Genomic DNA, 23,063 nt, shown 5'->3' on the forward strand with positions numbered 1-23,063 from the left:
CTTTTTAATGTATTAATACGAAATGACAACAACTTTTTACATCTTAGTTAAATTGATGAAAATGAGAATTTTAATCTATTTTAAAGTAAATCGATAAACCTAAAATTAGTGCACATTTTTAAATATATAAATCTCTTTCGGCATCCCAGTTTCTTTCAAGGGATTTAAAATATTCATTCTTAATCACATCAATTTTATGATAGATGGACCAGCTTATTTTTTCATTAAAAGTATTGAGTTCAGAAAATCCGCGACCTAGTAATACCTTACTAAATCCAAAACAAATTAATGTGATGTAAAGTAATAAATCTGTTTCTTCAAAATCTTTAATTTCAAAAATTAACGTAAAGAGTGATATTACAACGACTATTTTATTTAAAGTTATAAAACTATTCCAGTTAACCATACCGTACTGCTTTAAAGCCCCAGTAAAAATTAAGTTGAAAATAGCTGCCAAAAACAGATATAAAAGTATAACCACCTGTACATTTATGGATTCAAAAGGAATAAGTAAAAATAAGATCCCTACTAATACAGCATATATTCCTGATTGAAGGAGCAGTCCCCAACTTTCAAAATTATTTTTATTTATAATTGAAAAAAAAGTTTCACTACTTCCATTGATAATAAGTACAATTGCAAACAACGGAATACTATTAAGTGAAAAAAATGAATCTGTATTAAGCCAGAAAAAGCCACACATTGAAACAGTTAGCAAACCCGTTAAAAAAAATACAGAGTTAAAGCGTAATTTTTGCCGGACTATTTTAAAATACTGTTCGGTATGAGCGGAGTTTTTTTCAGAATGCATTAGAAATTTTACTTTTTTAAATTATGATAATTTTTTATAAAATTCGCGCTTTCTGTCTGATCACTGTTAAAATAAAAGTCGCTAAAATATGTCTATAAGTCGCATTATACAACACCGGACTCCTATACACAAATATTTGAAAACTACTTAAACTTGAACTTCGTTTTTAGAACGCAGCTATACCCTGACTCTTTTACATCTTTAAAAGGCGACAAATAAACCAATCTTGGCGATTAATCAACCTTTTTTTTACCCAGTTTGTGAAATATCTTTGTAAGTATAGCTTTTTTTTATTGAACTGATTCTACCAATGGTTTGAATCAAAAATTTGAGATTATCTATCTTTAAAATACATGAGACCGGGAAAATATATAATGAAGTACAAAAAATGATTATCACTTAAAATAATGAAAGATACACAGCAAGAAATCATGAAAACTGCTTTATTGCTATTTCCAAACAATGGAATTAAAAAAACTTCTATAGACTTAATTAGTAAAAAATGTGGAATTTCTAAAAAAACATTTTATCAGTATTTCATTGATAAAGAAGATATTGTAAAAAAAATAACAACAATTGAATTAACTAAAGTCGAAAAATATATCGAAAACCTTGCTAGTGAATACAACAATCCTCCCGATGAACTTTTAATTTTTTTTAATTTTATACAAAATAATATTTCTGTTTTTACATCAGTGTTTATTAATGATATTATAGAATATTATCCTAAAGTATATCAGATCGTTATAAAATCGAAAAAAGATAAATTTACGCCTTTTTTGTTACTAAATATAGTTCGTGGTATACAAGATGGTTTTTATTGGGAAACCTTAAAGCCTAAATTGTTAGTTGATCTTTATATGCTTCAAATTGATACTATCATAGAAAATACTAGAAAAGAATTTTCGGACAAACGTGAAATTTTGAACTGTACCAATATGTTATTCCTTCATGGAATCATAGACACATCGAGAAAAGAAAAATTATAAATCTTCTTTAAAGAAATAAAAAACGGAAGTGAAAGCTGTCGCATATACTAGTCTCTTATGGATTTTGCAATGTTCACTTCAAACTTAAACTTTAGTAAAATCACCTTAACAGCCGGATTGAAAATCAAATAAACCAGTATTCATTTGACTTTCTGCAGGCCTGTAGACATAATAAATAATATACTTTAAAAAATTAATTTAATCTAAACTTTATAACGTAAATAGTTAAGTCATGAGCTCAAAATCAACAATAATTGCCGCCACAAATTTTTCTGATATTGCAAAAAATGCCGTTTTCTATGCGGCAGCATTAGCAGAAGTAACCGGATCAAAACTTCTACTCTTTCATTCCTTTTCACTTTCTATTCATAGTTCGAATTCAAGAGTTTCCAGCGCCGGACTAGATCAGGAACTAAATAGATCCTTGTGGAAACTTAAAATCTTAGCGACAGAGCTTTCTACTACATTTTCTATTGAAATAGAAATTTATTGTATTTACTCGCCTTTGGAAGAGGAACTCAACAAGTTAATTGAAAACAGAAAAATAGAACTTGTTGTAATGGGTATGGCAGATAAGTCTTTAGAGCAAGATTTAATGGGTAATTCAACAACATCTGTAATTAAAAACATTAATATTCCGGTACTGGCTGTTCCGGAAGCAGCACATTTTTCTCAAGTTAAAAAAATACTTTTTGCATTAGACGATACGAGTTTGTCAACAGTTAAAAGATTTAGATGGTTTACAAAAATAGTTTTGAAACTAAAGTCAGAAATAGAATTTTTTAGTGTTGAACATAAAGTCGAAAAATTACTTCTTCAGCAAAACAATGCCGACTCTACAATTGATCCAAATCTTACAGATATTAAACATCTTTACAAAAAGATTAAATCAAGTGACGTTGTCAATGAAATTAAGTTAGAAATCAAAAATTATAAAGCTGATCTTTTAGTAATGGTTCCTCAGAAATATGGTTTTTGGGATTCACTTTTACACATCAGTAAAACAAGAACTATGGCTACGGGACTAGAAATACCACTTTTATCTCTTCCTAATTAATCCTTACCTGCATAGAAAAACAAATTTTAAATAATAGAACTTAAAATTAAAAGTGGATTATCCAAATTAGATTTAATCCACTTTTTTCAGTTTTTATACATACTTCACAATTATGAATGCATCAGTAGTTTAACCCAATGTTGATTATAAGCCAAGCTTTAATAATTTCCAATCTAAAATATATTAGCTGGCTTAAAAATTATATTAATAAAAAAGGTTTGATTAGTTACCAAGATTAGTTTATTTGTCGCTTTATTTTAATTTTGTATTTTGATGAATAGCATTTTTATTGAACCCTTATTTAATATTAAAATTACTTAATTTTTTCTGCTCAACATGGTAAAACAAATTTATAATCTGACACTGGAAGAACTAATAAGTCAGGTTAAAACCGATTTAATTACGAAAGAATATGTGGTAAACGATATTAATAAAAGTAATTACAATATAAAATTGAGCATACCGCACAGAGCAGATTTTTTCTCCTTAATTATACTGGAAAAGGGAATTTGTGAATATACTATAAATGATTATCAATCAAAAATTACGGCCAATGATATCCTCTTTTGTCCGAACTCAGGAACCTTCACAACTGATCGTATTTCAGATGATTATAAGGCAAAATATATTGTGTTCACCACCGACTTTATATCTAAAGCAGGATTTAATTACAGATCAAATGACATTCTAAAAAGTTTTTCAAACAATCCTATTTCGATTATCAGTGGGAACGCAGATCTTTTCAAAAGAATAAAATTTTATCTTACTGAATTGCAGTCTCTTAATGATACCACAAAAGATAACTACTACTCCAATGAATTGATATGGCATTTCTTTTCCCTCCTTATTTATGAATTAGACAATTATTTTAAGAGCATTGAAACAGTACAGCCTACTTCGCCAAGAGGTGAAGACCTTGCAACAAAATTTTTCCTGCTACTTCGTGAAAACTATAAGGAACATCATGATGTACAGTTTTATGCGGACAGTCTTTTTGTAACAAGAAAGTATTTAAGCAAAATGATAAAAAAAACTATGTTTAAAACAAGTAGGGAAATTATCAATCAGGTATTGATTACAGAAGCCAAAATTTTATTGCGTAACTACCATACCTCAGTTAGTGATGCCGCATCGGAATTAAACTTTTCTGATCAGTCTGTATTCAGTAAATTTTTCAAAAAACATACAGGACAAACTCCTTCAGAATATAAGAAAAATGATTTCTTTTGATATATTTAGTGAATATTTTTAAAGAAAAGCGCTATTGACGTGTTTAATAAAAGCTTTTAGAAGTCAGTTTAGAGGAGTCATAAAAATTGATTTTTTCTATTCAGATTATCTTTTTTTTGGTTAACCCCCAACTTTTGAACCCCGTCCTAAATTAGTTTAGTTGAATTACATCGAACCAAAAAAAACCTCTAAAATCAATGACTTTAGAGGTTTGTAAAATTATGGTGGGCGATGAGGGGTTCGAACCCCCGACCCCCTCGGTGTAAACGAGGTGCTCTGAACCAGCTGAGCTAATCGCCCTATTTCATTGTGCTATCATTGCTGATTGCGAGTGCAAATATACAGCTAGATTTTATATTTGCAAGTGTTTTTTTAAAATAAATTAATAAAAAATCAACATTAATTTCTTAGCGACTCACTTACAACATTTTAATGATTTACTATTTTTTTGTAATACCCTTTGATAGTATTACATTTGTGGAAACAAATTCAATACTATGGCTCGTTTCAAAGAAAATGATTTACCCAAAGCAAAATTAACAACCAGCTCTCTCCAAAAAGCCTTAAGAATATTCAAATATTCCAAAAATCATAAATTTAAATTTTTTATAGGATTAGTTTTTTTATTACTAACCAGCGCAACAGCCCTCGCCTTTCCTAAATTGATGGGAATGTTAGTAGATTGTGTTACCAATAAAGATTTAGGCAAAGCCAATGAAATAGCCATGGCGTTAATGGGAATCTTAATGCTACAGGCTATCTTTTCTTTTTTCAGAATTTCGCTTTTTGTGAATTTTACCGAAAACACCTTATCTAATATCCGTTTTGCGTTATACGAAAATTTGATTAAGCTGCCCATGTCTTTTTTCTCTCAAAAACGTGTAGGGGAATTAAACAGCCGCATTAGTGCCGATATTTCGCAATTGCAAGATACACTTACCACAACTATAGCCGAATTCCTTAGACAATTTATCTTAATCATTGGCGGATTTGTAATTTTAGGAAGTATCAGTCCAAAATTGACTCTTATGATGTTATGCATTGTTCCTGTTGTTGCCGTAGCAGCAGTTATTTTTGGCAGATTCATTCGAAAATACGGAAAAATGACACAGGACAAGGTTGCTGAAAGTCAGGTAATCGTTGAGGAAACACTACAGGGAATTAGTAATGTAAAAGCTTTTGCAAATGAATGGTACGAATTACAACGCTATAAAAATAAAATTAAAGAAATTGTAGCTATTGCGATTAAAGGCGGTCAGTACAGAGGGTATTTTGCTTCATTTATTATTCTGTGCCTTTTTGGTTGTGTGGTAGTCGTTGTTTGGTACGGAATAACATTAACCATTAAAGGTGAAGTCGAAGGAGTAGGTGATTTAATTTCATTTGTATTATATACTACTTTTATTGGTGCTTCCTTTGGTGGAATTGCCGAAATGTATGCTCAAATCCAAAAAGCGGTAGGTGCTACAGAACGTGTATTTGAATTACTGGACGAAACTCCTGAAAAAATTAATACGGAAGTACACGAAACGACGTCTCCTAAGCTTAAAGGAACAGTAGATTTTAAAAATGTCGCTTTTAGTTATCCTTCAAGAAAAGAAATTCCGGTATTAAAAGACGTAAATTTCTCCGCTGGTTTTGGACAAAAAATCGCTGTAGTAGGTCCAAGTGGTGCGGGAAAATCGACAATTGCATCATTATTATTACGCTTTTATGATATAGACAGCGGATCAATTTTAATTGATGGTAAAAATATCTACGATTATGATTTAGAAGATTTACGCGGTAATATGAGTATCGTTCCTCAGGATGTAATTTTATTTGGAGGAACCATCAAAGAGAATATTGCTTATGGTAAACCAAATGCAACCGATGAAGAAATTCTGGCTGCTGCCAAACAAGCGAATGCCTACAATTTTATTGAAAGTTTTCCGGAAAAAATGGAGACTATTGTAGGCGAAAGAGGGATTAAACTTTCCGGTGGTCAGAGACAGCGCATCGCCATTGCCCGTGCTTTACTTAAAAATCCAAGTATTTTGATTCTGGATGAAGCTACTTCATCATTAGACAGTGAAAGTGAAAAATTAGTTCAGGAAGCACTTGAAATTTTAATGGAAGGAAGAACCAGTATCATTATTGCGCACCGCTTATCAACTATTCGATCCGCTGATCAGATATTAGTAATTGATAACGGGATAATTAGCGAACAAGGAACTCATTTAGAATTAATTGGTCTTGAAAACGGAATTTATAAAAACCTGAGCAATCTGCAGTTTAGTAATTCATAAAAACATAATGAGTATAAAAGAAGGGATGATTTAAATAAAATTATCCCTTCTTTTTTATCTTTATCAGAAGAAATTAACCTCTGATTAATTTTCTGTATTTGATTCGTTTTGGCGTTAAATCTCCACCAAGACGTTTCTTTTTATTTTCTTCATATTCAGAAAAACTTCCTTCGAAAAAATAAACTTCAGAGTTTCCTTCAAAAGCTAAAATGTGCGTACAAATACGATCCAAAAACCATCTGTCGTGAGAAATAACCACTGCACAACCTGCAAAATTTTCTAAACCTTCTTCTAATGCACGAAGCGTATTTACGTCCAAATCATTTGTAGGCTCATCCAGAAGCAATACGTTTCCTTCTTCTTTCAAAGTCATTGCCAGGTGTAAACGGTTACGTTCTCCTCCGGAAAGTGTGGATACTTTTTTATTCTGATCGCTTCCGCCAAAATTAAAACGGCTTAAATAAGCACGGGAATTTACCTGACGACCACCCATCATAATTAATTCCTGTCCGTCACAGAAATTTTCCCAAATGGATTTATTCGGATCAATATTAGAATGAGATTGATCTACATATGCAATTTTTACCGTTTCACCCACAGAAAACTCTCCACTGTCAGTTTCCTGTTCTCCCATAATCATTCTGAAAATAGTAGATTTACCGGCACCGTTTGGTCCAATAATACCAACAATTCCAGCCTGAGGTAATGTGAAGTTCAAGTTATCATATAATAATTTATCGCCAAATCCTTTGGCAACATTCTTAGCCTCGATAACATTAGTCCCTAAACGAGGTCCGTTTGGAATGTAAATTTCTAATTTTTCATCCAGTTGCTTTTGGTCTTCGTTCAATAACTTATCATAGTTTTGCAAACGTGCTTTTTGTTTGGTTTGTCGGCCTTTAGCCCCCTGGCGTACCCAATCCAACTCTCTTTCTAAGTTCTTTCTGCGTTTAGAAGCCACTTTTTCTTCTAACGCCATTCTATTCGATTTTTGGTCTAACCAAGAAGAATAATTCCCTTTCCACGGAATACCTTCTCCTCTGTCTAACTCTAAAATCCATCCCGCTACATTATCTAAGAAATACCTATCGTGTGTTACTGCAATTACAGTTCCTGAATATTGTGCTAAATGCTGCTCTAACCAAAGTACCGACTCTGCGTCAAGGTGGTTGGTAGGCTCATCTAATAACAATACATCCGGTTGTTGTAACAATAAACGGCACAAAGCAACACGACGACGCTCACCTCCTGAAAGGTTTTTAATTGGTGTATCACCATCCGGAGTACGCAAAGCATCCATTGCAATCTCTAATTTAGTATCAATTTCCCAAGCTCCAAGCGCATCAATTTTGTCTTGCAAAGCAGCCTGACGATCCATCAACTTGTCCATTTTATCCGGATCAGAATAGTTTTCTTCAAGACCGAACAAATCGTTAATTTGATTGTATTCTGCTAAAACAGCCATCGTTTCAGCAGCACCTTCCTGAACAATTTCCAAAACCGTTTTAGAATCATCTAATTCAGGTTCCTGCTCTAAATACCCAACAGTGTATCCCGGTTGAAAAACCACATCTCCCTGATAGTTTTTATCAACACCTGCTATAATTTTTAAAAGAGAAGATTTTCCTGAACCATTTAAACCCAGAATACCAATTTTAGCTCCGTAAAAGAAACTTAAATAGATATTTTTAAGAACAGGTTTATCTGCTCCCTGATAGGTTTTGCTCAATTTTTGCATTGAGAAAATTACCTTTTTATCGTCTGACATAATATTATAAATTTAATTTTTTTAAAGAATACAAATATAACATTATTAAAGAAACAATAAATAAGTTCGCTGACATTCCAATTTATTTTTTACAGTAGCAATTATTGATAAGCCTCATCAGTCAGGGTTTTCATAAAAGCAATTAAAGCTTTAATTTCTTTTTCGTTTAATTCCAATGGATCAGCGGGTAAAGTTTGATTTTCAACAGCAATTCCAAGACCAACACCTCCTCCTTTATTATAAAAATCAACTACTTCTTCTAAAGTTGTAAAAACTCCATTGTGCATATAGGGTGCCGTTACAGCAACATTTCTTAATGATGGTGTCTTGAAAGCATTTTTCAACTGAGGCATTTGGTATTGTATGTATCTTCCTAAATCAGGACTGATTTTTTTCCCGCTTTTATCAGCTGGTGTTCCAATTACTTCCTGCTCTGTTTTTTGATAATTTGGTGGAACAGTTCCGTTAAACAAAGGAATAAAATGACAAGTAGCACATTTTGCTTTTCCGGCAAAAAGATTAAATCCTAATTTTTCTTCGGCGGTAAAATCATCTGAATCACCACGCATATAATTATCAAATCTACTGTCAAAAGCATTTAGAGAACGGATATAACTCGCTAAAGCATTCTGAACCTGCCATTCCTTAATTTTTTCAGATTTTGGAAACGCTTTTTTAAACCGTTTTTGGTATGCTGCATCTTTAGTCAATATCTCAATGGCATTAGCCACATTTCCGTGCATTTCATCTTTATTCTGGATTACATCTAAACTTTGTTTTTCCAAATCCAGTTGGCGCATATCCCAAAACTGGGCATTTTGCAATGAAGCGTAAGTTAATGTTGGCGTATTTCTGCTCAAATTACTTCCGGTTAATGACTGGTTCGTTTTTAAACCATCCGTAAATGCTTTTTCGGGATTATGACAAGATGAACAGCTTCTGGTTTTATCATCTGATAAAGCATTTTCATAAAATAATTGTTTCCCTAATTCAGCTTTTTCTTTTGTGTACACATATTCTTCTGAAGGAATAAAAGCGTTTACATCAAAAGCTTCTTTGTCAAAAATAGTTGTGGCTTTTGGGTTCACAACATTATTCCTATTGACACCTTTTATCTTATTAATTTTTTGAAAAGCTACTAACTTTTTGCTAATTGGATTCAGATAGTTTTTAATAAAATAAGCTCTGTCAAATGTTTTAAAATCAGCATTTTCTTTACAATAATTTATTGCCTGATGAATTAGATTTTTTATTTCTTTTTCACACTGAACAGATTCGGTACTTTCAAAATTCATTTTCGAAATTAAATTCCCTACCGAACTCAGACTGCTTCCCGCTTCCGGAATAGACTGAAAAGCTATAGGAGAATCAAATCCTGTAATTCCTAATGCCAGAATGCGGTTGATTTCCATTTTTGAAGCATCTAAAATATGGGAATCAGAAATTGTAATTGCGCTTAAATGCTGCTGGATTTGCTTAAAATTTCCATTTAATATTTTAATGGTACGAATTAAATCGGCTTTATTTTCAAGAGGATAATCCGGAAAAATCATTTCTTCAATTACCTGAAAACCATTGGGTGGAATAAAGGTATTTTCGGCAACTTCCAGTTCATCCAGAGCGGGTCCGTTTACAAAACGGGCTGGATTTGGTGTAAAATATTCAACTGCCCATTCTATTTTTTTATAAGATAACCGCGTTTTGTTAAAAGCTTGTTGTATCTTTTTGGGATCGTTGCTTTTTTCTACTGTTTTTTCAAAATCGGCAACTTCCTGATTTAATTTTTCAATATCTGAAATTAATTCCTGTTGCGCAGTGATCTCAACGTATTTCTTTTCGCAGCCGGAGAACAGCATTACAAGTGCTAAATTAAGAGCAAGGATTATTTTTCCGGTACAATTATTTTTAAACAATTTCATTTTTAAGGTAAATAAAAAGCAAAAAACAACCCTGTAAAAGGGCTGTTTTTTTATATGTTAATATCAAAAATTATTTTTGAACGTTTCTTATTATCACGGTTTGACCACCTTCCATATTAGAATTCACTTTACTTCCATCAGCATATTTGAAAGCTTCTTTCTGCCAGGTATGAGGATGAACATTTACAATAAAAGTATTTGGCACCCCTATCACATCTGAAATATCTTCCATTGCCCCATATTCCCAGCTACCAAATTTCATTACACCTGTCTGGTTGTAAGTTGTATTCCAGGTAGCATCCTCACGCTTGTGATTCATTGTCAGCCATGGTTTATTAGCTTTTGTAGCAATGTTGTATTGCCAGATATATGAATCGTGTTTAGCAGCAGTATAATAAGAATCTCCATCTTCCTGAATGTACACATAGTTTTCAGTAACACAAAGGTTATCAGGATTGATAATTCCTGTACCGGCGGCAGAATCACCTTCAACTACTAATTCCAGTTTACCAATTAATGGATTTTTATCATCTAAATTTAATTTATAAACTCTTCCCCACATCGTATATCCATCAACCGGATTATTATTGCTCGCCTGACCTGTAGCAGTAAAATAGATTTCACGGTTATTTTTAGCAGAACCTTTTCTGTAATCAACATCTTCTACTCTTGAAAAACGAATAGCACCTAAACTATTTACTGTAGTATTAATTTGCGCACCTGTAAGATTCTTAGCATTTGGAATTTCTACAAATGAAACATCAAATGAACTTCCGATATTCATTGAAGTCTCTACCTGATTGCCATCATTTCTCTTTAAAGCATATAATTTTCCATTATTTAAATCACCAACTGTGTTACTTACATACATAATAACCTGACCAGCACTGGCATGAGAAGTTCCGTAAGATTGATCTTCTCCAATTAAAATAACTGTTTTACCCGGAAAAGCATCCTTAGTTAAAGGAACTGCATTTTCCATACTTGCTTTTCCAAGAGCAGGCAAAACTCTGTCTTTTCTGCTTTTTTCACTACTTAAACCAAATGGATTTATTCCGTGAACCATACTTTCTTCACCACTTTCTCCTGCTGTCAAAAACATAGGACCAAATCCGTGAATAGCCGGAGTAGCTAATGTAGCTGAACACAATCTGGTCATTCCTCCAATTCCGTCAACTATATATTCCCCTTTTACAGGTTTAAGTGTTTTATCAAAATAAACTCTGGAAACGGATTGTAAAATTTCATGATTAGTAATCATCATATATCCATCACCATTAGGATCCTTCATAAATCCGGCACCATCAGGCTGCGCTCCGTAAACAAAATTAGGTGACTGCGATAATACATCCGTACTACTTATCATTGCAGTAATTTTCAAATTTTCAAAACCTTCCTTAGCAACAACTAATGCAGGTTCTTTTGAAGTATTGTTAAAATCAATTGTAGCATTAGGACTTTTAGAATCATCATCATTTTGACAGCTGATTGCTGCTAAGCTTAGTATCGATAATACTCCGGCTTTTTTTAGGTAGTTAAATTTCATAGTTTTTCTATTTTTATTTTTGTCAAAACTATGCCCTAAAAAACTTTTAACGGTTAACTTATTTTGTTTAAATAATAACCAATATGTTAACGTTTTATAACAGATGCATCAAAATGTTAACTTCGGGTTAATGATTGGAATCAATATAAATAATAACCTTGTTCTAAATGAATCGCATAAAAAAACGACAGTTACTTTCAAAAATAACCGCCGTTTAAATTTAATAACTAAGGATAAGCTATACTCTCCCTTTAAGAGCGCTAAACACCCAGGCAATAGAAAAAAAACCGATTCCTACGGCTGCAAATCCGATTCCGGATATATCACGGTATTTAAATATTCCCAGACCTATTAATATGAGTCCCATTACAATCATTATAAAAGTAGCCCATCCTAAGATGGTGTTTTTATTCATTCCCATTATTGTGGTATTTATTAAACATTTTCAGAAACACAAATATCGTTAAATTTAGCAGCTAATTAAAAATATGGTAAAGCATTTCTTTTAATAAATCACCATTAGATAAAGCATTAGCTCCTACTCCTTTACTTTTAACATCGATTTCTCTTAAAGAAGCTACAATCTGACTTACTTTTCGCATCGGATAATTTCGTATTGCCAAATCATATTCTTTCAGAAAAAAAGGATTTACTCCTAAAACAGAAGCTACGTTCTTAGGATTTTTATCTTTTAGTCCGTGGTATTTTAATAACTGAACAAAGAAACCGAAAACTAAACTTGTAGTAACAACCATCGGATTATCCTTTGGATTATTAGCAAAATTTTCAGCAATCGTATAAGCTTTCAGCTGATTTCGTTCCCCAATAGCTTTTCGTAATTCAAAAACATTAAAATCCTTACTGAAGCCTATATTTTCTTCAATATCTTTAGCCGTAATAGTACTTCCTTTGGGTAAAATAATCTGTAATTTTTCCAGTTCATTATTTATTTTACTTAAATCAGTACCTAAAAACTCAACTAACATGGCGGCTGCTTTAGGCTCAATGGCATACTTTTTTCCGGATAAAACACGTTTGATCCAATCGCCAACCTGATTTTCATATAGCTTTTTACTTTCATAAACGACTCCGGATTTAGCAAGCATCTTCGTTACTTTCTTTCTCTTATCCAGAGTCTTGTATTTATAACAAAACACTAAAACTGTAGAAAGCATTGGATTTTCGGCATAACTTTCCAGTCTGTCAATAGTCTTTGTCAAATCCTGAGCTTCTTTTACAATTACAACCTGACGCTCAGCCATCATAGGATATCGTTTAGCAGTGGAAACAATGTCATCTACGGAGACATCTCTTCCGTACATCACCGTCTGATTAAAACCTTTTTCATCCTCCGACAAAACATTTTCTTCAATGTAGTCCGAAAGTTTATCAATATAATAAGGTTCTTCCCCCATTAAAAAATAAATAGGTTTAATATTTCCTGCTTTAATATCGTTAACAATTTTTATGACTTCGTCCATTTTTAGATTTCAGATTTTAGAAAACAGATTTCAGATTTGAAATCTACTATCTTTAAACATATTTTCTATTTTTGCCAGATGCAAAAACTCAATTTTCCTTCTTATTCATTTCGTTTCAAAAATAGCGAAAATAAAATGGCTATTTTTGATGAAATCAGAAAAAAGTTCATCATTCTCACACCTGAAGAATGGGTTCGTCAGCATGTTGTACGCTTTTTATCAGAAGAAAAAAAATATCCAAAATCTTTAATTAATGTAGAAAAAGTGCTGCTGGTAAACGGGTTGAGAAAAAGATATGATGTTGTAGTTTTTAACTCAGATGGTTCAATTGAAGTTTTAGTGGAATGCAAAGCGCCTGAAGTAAAAATTACACAGGGAACTTTTGACCAGATTGCCCGTTATAATATGACCATGAAATCTAATTTTTTAATGGTTAGCAATGGATTGAATCATTATTTCTGTCAAATGGATTATCAGAATGAAAAATATCAGTTTTTAACCGCAATTCCCGATTATAAATAACTAAATAACAAGATTTTGAAAAAAACAGCAGTTGTAATCCTGAATTGGAATGGGGTTCAGTTATTAGAACATTTTTTACCTTTTGTAATCAAATATTCTCCTGAAGCTACTATATATGTTGCGGATAATGCTTCTACGGATACTTCTGTATCCTATGTAAAAACTAATTTCCCCATTGTAAATATTATTCAGAATGCTGGAAATTTTGGATTTGCACAGGGCTATAATGAAGCTTTACAACACATTGATGCTGAAATTTATGCTTTAGTCAATTCGGATATAGAAGTGACTGAAAATTGGTTAAAACCTATTTTAGAAACTTTTGAAAACGAACCCAACACCGCTATAATCCAACCAAAAATTTTGGATTATAAAAATAAGGATCATTTTGAATACGCCGGGGCTGCCGGAGGTTTTATTGATAAATACGGGTACCCTTATTGCCGCGGTCGCATTTTTGAAACTATTGAAAAAGACAATGGACAATACAATGATGCCCGAGAAATTACCTGGGCTTCCGGCGCGTGCTTTTTTATCAGAAGCAATGTTTATCATGAATTAAAGGGATTTGATGCTGATTTTTTTGCACATCAGGAAGAAATTGATTTATGCTGGCGCGCCAGAAACAAAGGATATACTATCAGATTCAATCCGGAATCAGTGGTTTATCATGTAGGTGGTGCGACTTTGAAACAGGGAAATCCACAAAAAACATTTTTGAATTTCAGGAATTCATTATTAATGCTGGTTAAAAACCTACCAAAGGAAAATTTATATTCTGTTTTATTTGTCCGTATGATTCTGGATGGGGTTGCCGGACTTCATTTTATTTTACAGGGAAAATTCAGTCATTGTTTTGCTATTTTGAAAGCTCATTTTGTTTTTTATGGTTTATTTTCAAAAACTTACAAAAAAAGAGATTTTTTTCAATCAAAAAAATACTATAATGTTAAAAGTATCGTTATTATTTATTATATTAAAAATGGCAAGGTCTTTGCGAAATAAAATTAACATTAATTTATATTTAATTTCTAGATATTAAAAACTAAATTTGTAAAAACTCAAAAACTAATTTAAATTTATGAAAAAAGTTGTTATCGCCCTTTCGGTACTCGCTCTTTTAACATCTTGTGTATCTAAAAAGAAATACGCAGATTTAGAAGCAAGAAATAAAGAAACTCAGGATTTATTAAATACTGCAACTGTAAAATTAAATTCCTGTCTGGAAGAAAAAGCCGGACTAACAGCCAGAGTTGAAGGTTTAAAAGAACACAATCAAACCTTAATGGCTACTTCTAAAGATATGACTATTTTAACAGCTAAAGGTGCAGAAAACATCGAAAAAGCTTTAGAATCTATCAAAGAAAAAGACTTGAAAATCTCCAGAATGCAGGATGCTTTAAACAAGAAAGACAGTGTTACTCTTGCTGTGGTTACCAGTTTAAAAAGCGTAGTGGGATTGAACGATCCGGACATCGAAATCAATGTTGAAAAAGGAGTGGTATACATCTCTATTTCTGATAAAATGTTGTTTAAAACAGGTAGTTATAATGTAAGTGACAGAGCTAAAAGTGTTTTAGCTAAAGTTGCTAAAGTAGTAAATGACAAACCTGATTTTGAATGTATGGTTGAAGGTCATACCGATAATGTTCCTTACATTGGAAACGGAATCTTGTTAGACAACTGGGATTTAAGTGTGAAACGTTCTACTTCTATCATCCGTGTGTTAACAAACGAATTAGGAGTTAAACCAGAGCAATTAATCGCTGCAGGTAGAAGTTCTTATGTTCCTTTAGTGGATAATAATTCTGCTGAAAACAGAGCTAAAAACAGAAGAACACGTATTCTTGTTTTACCTAAAATTGACCAATTCTATGATATGGTTGAAAAAGAAATGAAAAAACAAAAATAATCTGTTTTAGATTTCATCATAAAAAAACGTCCCGTCGAGATAGCTATCGATTCGGGACGTTTTTTTTATGCTTTAATCTGTCAAAATGGGAATATCAAATCCAATATTACAAAATATCAATATCTCCTTTTCCTTCACGAATTACTTCAGGTTCATGACCGGATAAATCAATAATAGTTGATGCCACATTGTCACCATAACCTCCGTCAATTACCACATCCACCAGATTCTGCCATTTTTCGAAAATTAGTTCCGGATCAGTGGTGTATTCTATCACATCATCTTCATCACGAATAGAGGTTGTTACAATTGGATTCCCAAGCTGTTTTACAATTTCTAAAGTAATATTGTTTTCAGGTACACGAATACCAACAGTAGTCTTCTTTTTGAACTCTTTAGGCAAATTGTTGTTTCCCGGTAAAATAAAAGTATAAGGTCCGGGTAAAGCTCTTTTAAGAATTTTAAAAGTTGACGTGTCAATTTGCTTGACATAATCTGAAAGATTACTCAAGTCATGACAAATGAATGAAAACTTTGCTTTATCAAGCTTTACTCCTTTAATTTTTGCAATGCGTTCCAAGGCTCTGGAATTGGTTATATCACAACCCAAGCCATAAACAGTATCAGTTGGGTAAATTACTAAACCACCTTCTTTCAAAACTTTAACCACTTTGGCAATCGCTGCTTCAGAAGGTTTGTCTTCATATATTTTTATAAATTGTGCCATTTTTTGTTTTTAATTTAATTTTCAAAAATAATTATAATGGTTCTCGATACAATTTTTAAAGCATTACACTTTTACTTTAATCGACATTTATCTAGCTTTAAAAACCACTCGAACTGACGAGTACTTATTCAATGTTACTTACTACACCCGTCACTTCGAGTGATTTTTAATAGTAATGCGACAGCCTTACTTTTAAAAATTGTATCGAGAAGTATTTTTTAATTTAAGTTATCTAAAACTTTTTCTTTGCTAAATTAGGAAGTTTATCATATTCTTCATTAATCAATGCTTCTTTTTTAGCTCTTGACCATTTTTTAATTTTTTTCTCTATATCAATTGCAAAATTGACATCTGTAAATTCACAATAATAAACTAATTCAACTGGTCTTTTGTTTACAGTATAACAATCGGGATAAAAACCTGTTTCATGTTGAAAAAGCCTTTGGGTTTAATTACTTGTAACTCCTGTATAATATGAATTATCAGAACATTTTAAAATATAAACGTAAGACTGTTTCATTATTTAAGGAATTAGATTATAGTTCTCGATATATTTTAATTAAAAAAAGTTTCGCACTTTTTAAATAAAATACTTAAACACACGTACATTACCCAATAACATCCAACTTCGCAAAACGCAATAATAATTTCTTGATTCCGCCTACTTCAAATTTAATCTCCGCTTTTTTATCCGCTCCAACTCCTTCTAAATTCAACACTTGTCCACGTCCAAAACGTTCGTGCATGACGATATTTCCTGCTGTCAATGTGTTATCAAATAAATTAGCAGTACCAGCCGGTGCATTCCTGGAAACCGGTTTTAATTTTCTGATTTGAGCTTCTGGTTTAGGTTGATTATCGGTAATGTATTTTGGAGGCGTCCCGTTAGAAGGCTTAGCTAATCGTAATTTAGATTTGTCAACATCTCCAAAGATATCTTTGTCAATCATCGGCTTAAAGCGATAATTAGTTTCGGCCGGTGTTAAATATTCTAAATACTGACCATCAATCTCTTCAATGAAACGGGAAGGTTCGCTATCAGTGAGTTTCCCCCAACGATAACGTGATTGTGCATAGGTTAAATAAGCCTGATGTTCAGCTCTTGTCAATGCCACATAAAACAATCGACGCTCTTCTTCCAGCTCAGAACGCGTACTCATACTCATTGCTGATGGAAATAAATCTTCCTCCATTCCTACCACAAAAACATGAGGAAATTCCAGACCTTTAGCCAAATGAATAGTCATTAAAGCCACACGGTCTTCATCACTCGTATCTTTATCCAAATCAGTTGCCAAAGCCACATCTTCCATGAATTCAGCCAAAGAACCACGCGCACCGTCAATTTCTTTTTGACCTTCGGTAAAATCTTTAATACCGTTTAATAACTCTTCAATATTCTGAATTCTTGCCATACCTTCCGGTGTAGCATCTTTTTTTAATTCCTGAACCAATCCGGTTTTTTTAGAAACATGATCCGTTAAATAAAAAGCATCCTGATTTTCATTGATTACCTGAAAACTCTGTATCATTGTGACAAAATCCTGCAGTTTCTGTCTGGTTCCTGAGTTTAGCTTTAAATCAATACGATCTATATTTTGCATGATTTCAAATATTGATCTTTTATAATGATTCGCAGCAACAGTTAATTTTTCAACTGTTGTGTCTCCAATTCCGCGAGCCGGATAATTAATGACACGTACTAAAGCTTCTTCATCTTTTGGATTGATGACTAATCTCAAATAACACAAAACATCTTTAATTTCTTTTCTTTGGTAAAAAGATAATCCGCCATAAATGCGATATGGTATATCACGCTTACGTAAAGCGTCTTCCATAGCACGGGATTGTGCATTAGTTCGGTACAAAATTGCAAATTGACCATTGGTCATTTGGTTTTGCATTTTTTGTTCAAAAATAGTACTGGCCACAAAGCGTCCTTCTTCGGCATCGGTCAGACTGCGGTGTACCTTTATCTTTGGTCCAAACTCATTAGCGGTCCAGACCACTTTATCCAGTTTGGTTTTATTTTTATCAATAATAGTGTTCGCCGCTTCTACGATATTACGTGATGAACGGTAATTTTGCTCTAATCGGAAAGTTTTTACGCCCTGATAATCTTTTTGGAAATTCAGGATATTATTGATGTTGGCTCCACGAAAGGCATAAATACTCTGTGCATCATCACCTACCACACAAATATTTTGAAATTTATCCGATAATGCACGTACAATCAAATACTGAGAATGATTGGTATCCTGATACTCATCCACTAAAATATAACGGAAACGATTTTGATATTTAGCCAATACTTCCGGAAAACGAGTCAATAATTCATTGGTTTTCAGCAACAAATCATCAAAATCCATAGCTCCCGATTTGAAACATCGATCTACATAATTTTGATAAATTTCGCCCATTCTGGGTTTTTTAGCCATGGCATCTGCTTCCTGTAAATCAGGATCATTAAAATAAGCTTTTACAGTAATCAGGCTATTCTTAAAGGTCGAAATCCGGCTTAAAATCTGTTTGGGTTTATAAACATCTCTGTCCAGCTGCATTTCTTTTATAATTCCAGAAATAGCACGAAGCGAATCCTGAGAATCATAAATAGTAAAATTAGAAGGATACCCTAGTTTATCAGCTTCGGAGCGTAAAATACGGGCAAAAATGGAGTGAAAAGTTCCCATCCACAAATTTTTAGCTTCGCTGGCACCTACAATATCTGCGATACGATTTTTCATTTCGCGAGCGGCTTTATTAGTAAAAGTAAGGGACAAAATATTAAAAGCATCTACTCCCTGATACATCAGATAAGCAATTCTTATCGTTAAAACTCGGGTTTTTCCAGAACCTGCTCCGGCAATAATAATCATTGGTCCGTCTTTTTGCAATACAGGCTCGCGTTGCGCTTCGTTTAGTTGGGAAATATATTGTTGCATTTTTTTTCACTGTTTATGCAAAAATAAGTATTTAAGAATTAATTACAGACTCCGATTTAAAAAGAGTAACATATTGATTCTTTACATAAATATCAACAAATAGAAACACACTTTTTAAGTTTACTATAAAAGATTTATGCTGTTTTTTTTACACAAAAACACAAAAAATTATTTTTTCTTTTCTAAGCCTTTGTGTTTTATTAGGGAATCTTTGCTTAATAATTCTAAAAGTATATTTTTGTTTTAAAATTTTACACAAATGGATTCTATAAAAATCATCGAAATACTTGCTTATACTATTCCTTCTGTAATTACCGGAGCAGTGGCTTATTATTTATTTAACTCGCATTTTAAAGACCAGCAAAACACCAGACAGTGGTTAATTCAAAAAGACAATCAAAAAATAGCGTTGCCTTTACGCTTACAGGCATACGAAAGATTAACACTGTTAATGGAACGCATTCAGCCATCACACATTCTTGCCAGGATTAATCCTGTTTCTAACGATAAAAATGAATATGAAAATTATATCATCGCCCATATCGAGCAGGAATTTGAACACAATATCGCACAGCAAATTTATGTGTCTGATAAATGCTGGACCATTATTGTAACTGCTAAAAACGCAATTGTACAAATGATTCGTCTGGCTGCAAAAAGCGAAAAAGTTACTAATGCCGATGAGTTAAGAACTTTTGTAATAACCGAATTATTAGAAAAAACTTCTCCTGGTGCAACAGCATTAGCTTTTATTAAAAATGAAGTAGCTGAATTATGGTAAACTTATGCCGATTTTTCATCGGTTAATAAGGATTTAACAGTTTCCATAGCTTCACTTTTTTTCTGTGCATATTGAAAACCCTGCTCCCACCATTGTGTCATTTTTACTTTATTAAAAATCAAAGCATTATTGGTCAGCGCAATTGGTGTATAATACATATTAAGTTTAACATTATTGTGCGTAGCTGACAGAGTACCCAATAAAATATCATGTTTTTCTATCTGGTCTAATTCTATCTGGAACAAATCAATTAATAAAGAAAAAGGGTTTTTACCAATAGCCACTCTTGGAGTAGACTTTTCTGTTTCCAGAACAACAACATCAATTTCAGTAGCTCCGCGATTAATAGCCTCCTGAATAGGTACTAAACTGGAGAATCCGCCATCAGCATAATCACAACCTTTTATATTCACGATGCTCATAAAAGGTATATAATTACTGGAAATCCAGATCCAGTCGCAAAATTCATCATATGTACAGTTCTTAATCGATTTATATTCGGCCTGATTATTTGTCAGATTAGTAACCGTAACTACAATATCAGTTTCCAGTGCTTTCAACAGATTAAACTCTTCAATAGGCAGATTTTTTTTTATATAAGAGCGTAGTTTTTTGCTTTCGCCAAAGGTTCTTTTACCTTTAAAAAACTGTAATAATACATTAAAATGATTAATACTGACCACATCAACGCCCTTCTTTTTCTTTACTATAAACGGGTTGATATTGAAAATTTTACTCATATCGACATTGGTATAAATCCGATGAATTTTTTCAATATTTCCCAGAGCCAGATGCGGTATCAATAAACTTCCGGTAGAAGTCCCGATAAATAAATCGTATTTTATCTTTTTATTTTCTAATAAAAACTGAGCTACGCCGCCCGCAAATGCTCCTTTACTCCCTCCTCCGGAGATAACCAATGCTCTCATATTTTTTCATTTAATAATCGGTTCAGTTGAAACTGTTCATTTTCGTTCAAATTAGTTTTTATCTGAATAAAAGAATTTCTGTAAACCTGGTTTTTTAACAATGTCCGGATAGTATCCCGTCCAAATTTAGAAAATTGCCACATATGGTGCGTAGTAGCTTTGACTAAATTAATTAAAACAGTCTCATTAATAATTTTAAAACCTATTAATTTATCTAATGCATTTTGTCTGGTCGTTGATTCATATTTATCCGAAGAATAACTGACCAATTCATCAATTAAAATAGTTTTATGGCTCAAATAATCTGGTGTCATTAAGGCTAAAGACAACCATAAAGTTCTCAGATTATAATCGTTAAAACCAATCCATTTTTTTGATTTTTCTAAATATTCCAAACGCTTTTCCGGAAAATTTCTCCACAAATAAAGTAATGCAACTTCCTGGGTCTGATAAGAGGTATCATCCAAAAGACTCTCGTATGAAGTTCGGAATTCCTCGGGGATTTTAGGTAAAGAATAAGCAACAGCTTGTCTAACCTCCATATCATCAGTATCCATTGCCAATTCTAAAAAAGTTTTTTTAGCTTCAAAAGTTTCATTTCTAAGTTGGTTAACAACCATTACTTTTGCCGAATAATGCGCATCTGACATAAGAATTAATTTAAAAAAACCTGTTTTTTCTGTCAGAGGTTTTGATTTAATCTTATCTAATTCTAACAGTATTTTAGTTATTTTATTTTTGATCAATAACTTATTGACATAAGGGCTATTAATAATAGTTGATTCCAGCCATTCTTTAGAAAAAGAGGCGGTATCAAAATGACTTATTTTTTCTACCTCATTAAAAAAGTCTTCTGTAGTAACATTTTTAAAAGCATACTTTTTCAGATAGTTTTTAATGATTTTCTTAAACGCTTTGTCTCCTACTTCCTGATGCAGGACAAACAACGCCCAGGCTCCTTTTTGATAATAGCTTAATGAACTGGCTTTTTCATTTAAAACAGGAATAGTGTCGGTTCTGGAAGCATATTTTATTTGCTGAATGGATTCATACATTTTAGAATAAAAATAATCCTCTCCGTAAATATCTTTTTCGGCTAACAAAGCATAATAAGTTGCAAAACCTTCCTGCAACCAATGATGTTTGCCACTGGCTGCTGTAATCAAATCACCAAACCATTGATGGGCCAGCTCATGAGCATCTACATTGGTATAATTTCGATCTAAAAAACCGGTTGAATCTACCACATAACGGGTAGCGAACAAGGTTGCAGAAGTATTTTCCATTCCGGCATATAAAAAATCCCGTACAGGAACTTGTTTGTAAATCTGCCAGGGATATTTGACGCCAATTTCTTTCTCTAAAAAATTAAATATCCGTGCTGAATAACGATAAGTAGGTTCAAATCGTAAAGAATCTCTATTTTCTAAATACCATTCGAGTGGAATTTTACTTTTAGATAACTGATGTTGTTTTTCAAATTTTCCAATGGCAAGCATTAATAAATAGGAACTCATTGGTTTTTGCATTTCATATTCCCAGAGAGTCGTCTGATCAAAAACCGTCTTCTGTTTTAAAATTCCATTTGAAATTACCTGAAATCCTGAATCAAATTCGATTTTAAGATTAAAAATTACTTTTTCATTTACATCATCAAAACTTGGAAACCAGTTACTGGTATATTTTCCCTGACCTTGCGTCCATATTTGCTGTTCTTCCGCTCTTTCTGAATCTATAAAATACAAAGCCTGCTTAGGAATTGCTTTATATTCAAAACTAATTTGATTTTTTCCTTTTTGAAAAGGATAAACAATTAAAAGTTGTTCTCCTGAATTTACATACTGAATATTTTTTTTATTCAGTTCCACACCGGAAAACTGCATGTTTTGAGCATCAATTTTTAAAGTATCTGTAGGTTCTAAAACCTGAAATGAGTAATTAACTGTTCCCGAAATTGATTTTTCGGCTGCATTTATATTGAGTTGAGCTGAGACAGATGTGAAATCTACATACTTTGTTTGCTGTGCAAAAATAAAAGAAGAAATAAAAAGAAAGAAGTATTTCATTTAAAGGGGATTAAAACCAGAAATTCAAAGTTACAAAGGTTTGCTAAACTAAAAGAAGTATTTAGTAAGTTTACTTCTTAAAATTATAATAAAAT

18 protein-coding genes, 1 tRNA gene and 1 pseudogene are annotated in these 23,063 nt (G+C 32.4%); 8 read left to right on the plus strand and 12 right to left on the minus strand.

The genetic code is table 11. The features are described 5' to 3' along the window. Window positions 1-118: 118 nt before the first annotated feature. Window positions 119-811 (minus strand): hypothetical protein, encoded by a 693-nt coding sequence (locus ABS764_RS13190; protein WP_408082272.1) that lies wholly within the window; start codon window positions 809-811, stop codon window positions 119-121. 407 nt (window positions 812-1,218) lie between these two features. Between ABS764_RS13190 and ABS764_RS13195 the strand changes: the two genes are divergently transcribed. The 3 genes from ABS764_RS13195 to ABS764_RS13205 all read left to right on the plus strand — a co-directional run bounded on the left by ABS764_RS13195 (window position 1,219) and on the right by ABS764_RS13205 (window position 4,087). After that, window positions 1,219-1,800 carry a TetR/AcrR family transcriptional regulator gene (locus ABS764_RS13195; RefSeq protein WP_408082273.1) on the plus strand — a complete coding sequence of 194 codons (582 nt, stop codon included), beginning with the start codon at window positions 1,219-1,221 and terminating at the stop codon, window positions 1,798-1,800. 232 nt (window positions 1,801-2,032) lie between these two features. After that, on the plus strand, window positions 2,033-2,857 hold the full coding sequence (locus ABS764_RS13200) for a universal stress protein (protein WP_408082274.1): 825 nt from the start codon (window positions 2,033-2,035) through the stop codon (window positions 2,855-2,857). 336 nt (window positions 2,858-3,193) lie between these two features. Further along, entirely contained in the window at window positions 3,194-4,087 is an 894-nt protein-coding gene (locus ABS764_RS13205; protein ID WP_408082275.1) for a helix-turn-helix domain-containing protein, read from the plus strand. Between the two features lie 222 nt (window positions 4,088-4,309). On the opposite strand, the gene ABS764_RS13210 is transcribed toward ABS764_RS13205, so the two are convergent. Then, a tRNA-Val gene (locus ABS764_RS13210) sits at window positions 4,310-4,387 on the minus strand. Window positions 4,388-4,584: 197 nt separating this feature from the next. Between ABS764_RS13210 and ABS764_RS13215 the strand changes: the two genes are divergently transcribed. Then, window positions 4,585-6,375, plus strand: coding sequence for an ABC transporter ATP-binding protein (locus tag ABS764_RS13215; RefSeq protein ID WP_408082276.1), 1,791 nt, complete (start codon window positions 4,585-4,587; stop codon window positions 6,373-6,375). A gap of 73 nt (window positions 6,376-6,448) precedes the next feature. Here the strand turns inward: ABS764_RS13215 and ettA are convergent, their stop codons facing one another. The 5 genes from ettA to holA all read right to left on the minus strand — a co-directional run bounded on the left by ettA (window position 6,449) and on the right by holA (window position 13,089). Next, a complete protein-coding gene (gene ettA / locus ABS764_RS13220; protein ID WP_408082277.1) occupies window positions 6,449-8,143 on the minus strand; it encodes an energy-dependent translational throttle protein EttA in 1,695 nt (564 codons plus the stop codon). A gap of 101 nt (window positions 8,144-8,244) precedes the next feature. Beyond that, the gene (locus ABS764_RS13225) at window positions 8,245-10,062 is read right to left on the minus strand and encodes a cytochrome-c peroxidase (RefSeq protein ID WP_408082278.1); all 1,818 of its coding nucleotides are present in this window, start codon (window positions 10,060-10,062) and stop codon (window positions 8,245-8,247) included. Window positions 10,063-10,132: 70 nt separating this feature from the next. After that, window positions 10,133-11,608 carry a PhoX family protein gene (locus ABS764_RS13230; protein ID WP_408082279.1) on the minus strand — a complete coding sequence of 492 codons (1,476 nt, stop codon included), beginning with the start codon at window positions 11,606-11,608 and terminating at the stop codon, window positions 10,133-10,135. Window positions 11,609-11,846: 238 nt separating this feature from the next. Beyond that, a complete protein-coding gene (locus tag ABS764_RS13235) occupies window positions 11,847-12,029 on the minus strand; it encodes a CAL67264 family membrane protein (protein WP_408082280.1) in 183 nt (60 codons plus the stop codon). Between the two features lie 55 nt (window positions 12,030-12,084). Then, the gene (gene holA / locus ABS764_RS13240) at window positions 12,085-13,089 is read right to left on the minus strand and encodes a DNA polymerase III subunit delta (RefSeq protein WP_408082281.1); all 1,005 of its coding nucleotides are present in this window, start codon (window positions 13,087-13,089) and stop codon (window positions 12,085-12,087) included. A 78-nt stretch (window positions 13,090-13,167) separates the two neighbouring features. Here holA and ABS764_RS13245 point away from each other — a divergent pair, with 78 nt between their 5' ends. From ABS764_RS13245 to ABS764_RS13255, 3 genes are all read left to right on the plus strand, one after another. Further along, window positions 13,168-13,611, plus strand: coding sequence for a type I restriction enzyme HsdR N-terminal domain-containing protein (locus ABS764_RS13245; RefSeq protein WP_408082282.1), 444 nt, complete (start codon window positions 13,168-13,170; stop codon window positions 13,609-13,611). 15 nt (window positions 13,612-13,626) lie between these two features. Continuing rightward, window positions 13,627-14,616, plus strand: coding sequence for a glycosyltransferase family 2 protein (locus tag ABS764_RS13250; protein WP_408082283.1), 990 nt, complete (start codon window positions 13,627-13,629; stop codon window positions 14,614-14,616). Window positions 14,617-14,692: 76 nt separating this feature from the next. After that, window positions 14,693-15,523, plus strand: a complete 831-nt coding sequence (locus ABS764_RS13255) for an OmpA/MotB family protein (protein ID WP_408082284.1) — start codon at window positions 14,693-14,695, stop codon at window positions 15,521-15,523. A 106-nt stretch (window positions 15,524-15,629) separates the two neighbouring features. On the opposite strand, the gene ABS764_RS13260 is transcribed toward ABS764_RS13255, so the two are convergent. The 3 genes and pseudogenes from ABS764_RS13260 to ABS764_RS13270 all read right to left on the minus strand — a co-directional run bounded on the left by ABS764_RS13260 (window position 15,630) and on the right by ABS764_RS13270 (window position 19,192). Continuing rightward, window positions 15,630-16,250, minus strand: a complete 621-nt coding sequence (locus ABS764_RS13260) for an L-threonylcarbamoyladenylate synthase (RefSeq protein ID WP_408082285.1) — start codon at window positions 16,248-16,250, stop codon at window positions 15,630-15,632. A 232-nt stretch (window positions 16,251-16,482) separates the two neighbouring features. Further along, window positions 16,483-16,770 (minus strand): annotated as a pseudogene (locus tag ABS764_RS13265) (GIY-YIG nuclease family protein). 88 nt (window positions 16,771-16,858) lie between these two features. Then, window positions 16,859-19,192: an ATP-dependent helicase gene (locus ABS764_RS13270; protein WP_408082286.1), complete on the minus strand. Its 2,334-nt coding sequence runs from the start codon at window positions 19,190-19,192 to the stop codon at window positions 16,859-16,861. Between the two features lie 259 nt (window positions 19,193-19,451). Between ABS764_RS13270 and ABS764_RS13275 the strand changes: the two genes are divergently transcribed. Then, window positions 19,452-19,973 carry a DUF7935 family protein gene (locus tag ABS764_RS13275; protein WP_408082287.1) on the plus strand — a complete coding sequence of 174 codons (522 nt, stop codon included), beginning with the start codon at window positions 19,452-19,454 and terminating at the stop codon, window positions 19,971-19,973. A 2-nt stretch (window positions 19,974-19,975) separates the two neighbouring features. On the opposite strand, the gene ABS764_RS13280 is transcribed toward ABS764_RS13275, so the two are convergent. Both ABS764_RS13280 and ABS764_RS13285 read right to left on the minus strand, forming a co-directional pair. Further along, on the minus strand, window positions 19,976-20,902 hold the full coding sequence (locus ABS764_RS13280; protein ID WP_408082288.1) for a patatin-like phospholipase family protein: 927 nt from the start codon (window positions 20,900-20,902) through the stop codon (window positions 19,976-19,978). After that, entirely contained in the window at window positions 20,899-22,968 is a 2,070-nt protein-coding gene (locus tag ABS764_RS13285) for a M1 family metallopeptidase (protein ID WP_408082289.1), read from the minus strand. The genes ABS764_RS13280 and ABS764_RS13285 overlap by 4 nt, the downstream gene beginning before the upstream one ends. Window positions 22,969-23,063 lie beyond the last annotated feature (95 nt).

Origin of the sequence: Flavobacterium plantiphilum, from assembly GCF_046000495.1 — a bacterium.
Lineage (GTDB): Bacteria > Bacteroidota > Bacteroidia > Flavobacteriales > Flavobacteriaceae > Flavobacterium > Flavobacterium plantiphilum.

Bases quoted from the DNA above. Each gene is read 5' to 3' on its own strand.
- ABS764_RS13200 (WP_408082274.1), top strand. From the start codon at position 2,033: ATGAGCTCAAAATCAACAATAATTGCCGCCACAAATTTTTCTGATATT.
- ABS764_RS13195 (WP_408082273.1), top strand. From the start codon at position 1,219: ATGAAAGATACACAGCAAGAAATCATGAAAACTGCTTTATTGCTATTT.
- ABS764_RS13280 (WP_408082288.1), bottom strand. From the start codon at position 20,902: ATGAGAGCATTGGTTATCTCCGGAGGAGGGAGTAAAGGAGCATTTGCG.
- ABS764_RS13215 (WP_408082276.1), top strand. From the start codon at position 4,585: ATGGCTCGTTTCAAAGAAAATGATTTACCCAAAGCAAAATTAACAACC.
- ABS764_RS13190 (WP_408082272.1), bottom strand. From the start codon at position 811: ATGCATTCTGAAAAAAACTCCGCTCATACCGAACAGTATTTTAAAATA.
- ABS764_RS13230 (WP_408082279.1), bottom strand. From the start codon at position 11,608: ATGAAATTTAACTACCTAAAAAAAGCCGGAGTATTATCGATACTAAGC.
- ABS764_RS13270 (WP_408082286.1), bottom strand. From the start codon at position 19,192: ATGCAACAATATATTTCCCAACTAAACGAAGCGCAACGCGAGCCTGTA.
- ABS764_RS13245 (WP_408082282.1), top strand. From the start codon at position 13,168: ATGCAAAAACTCAATTTTCCTTCTTATTCATTTCGTTTCAAAAATAGC.
- ettA (WP_408082277.1), bottom strand. From the start codon at position 8,143: ATGTCAGACGATAAAAAGGTAATTTTCTCAATGCAAAAATTGAGCAAA.
- ABS764_RS13205 (WP_408082275.1), top strand. From the start codon at position 3,194: ATGGTAAAACAAATTTATAATCTGACACTGGAAGAACTAATAAGTCAG.
- ABS764_RS13235 (WP_408082280.1), bottom strand. From the start codon at position 12,029: ATGGGAATGAATAAAAACACCATCTTAGGATGGGCTACTTTTATAATG.
- holA (WP_408082281.1), bottom strand. From the start codon at position 13,089: ATGGACGAAGTCATAAAAATTGTTAACGATATTAAAGCAGGAAATATT.
- ABS764_RS13260 (WP_408082285.1), bottom strand. From the start codon at position 16,250: ATGGCACAATTTATAAAAATATATGAAGACAAACCTTCTGAAGCAGCG.
- ABS764_RS13255 (WP_408082284.1), top strand. From the start codon at position 14,693: ATGAAAAAAGTTGTTATCGCCCTTTCGGTACTCGCTCTTTTAACATCT.
- ABS764_RS13225 (WP_408082278.1), bottom strand. From the start codon at position 10,062: ATGAAATTGTTTAAAAATAATTGTACCGGAAAAATAATCCTTGCTCTT.
- ABS764_RS13275 (WP_408082287.1), top strand. From the start codon at position 19,452: ATGGATTCTATAAAAATCATCGAAATACTTGCTTATACTATTCCTTCT.
- ABS764_RS13285 (WP_408082289.1), bottom strand. From the start codon at position 22,968: ATGAAATACTTCTTTCTTTTTATTTCTTCTTTTATTTTTGCACAGCAA.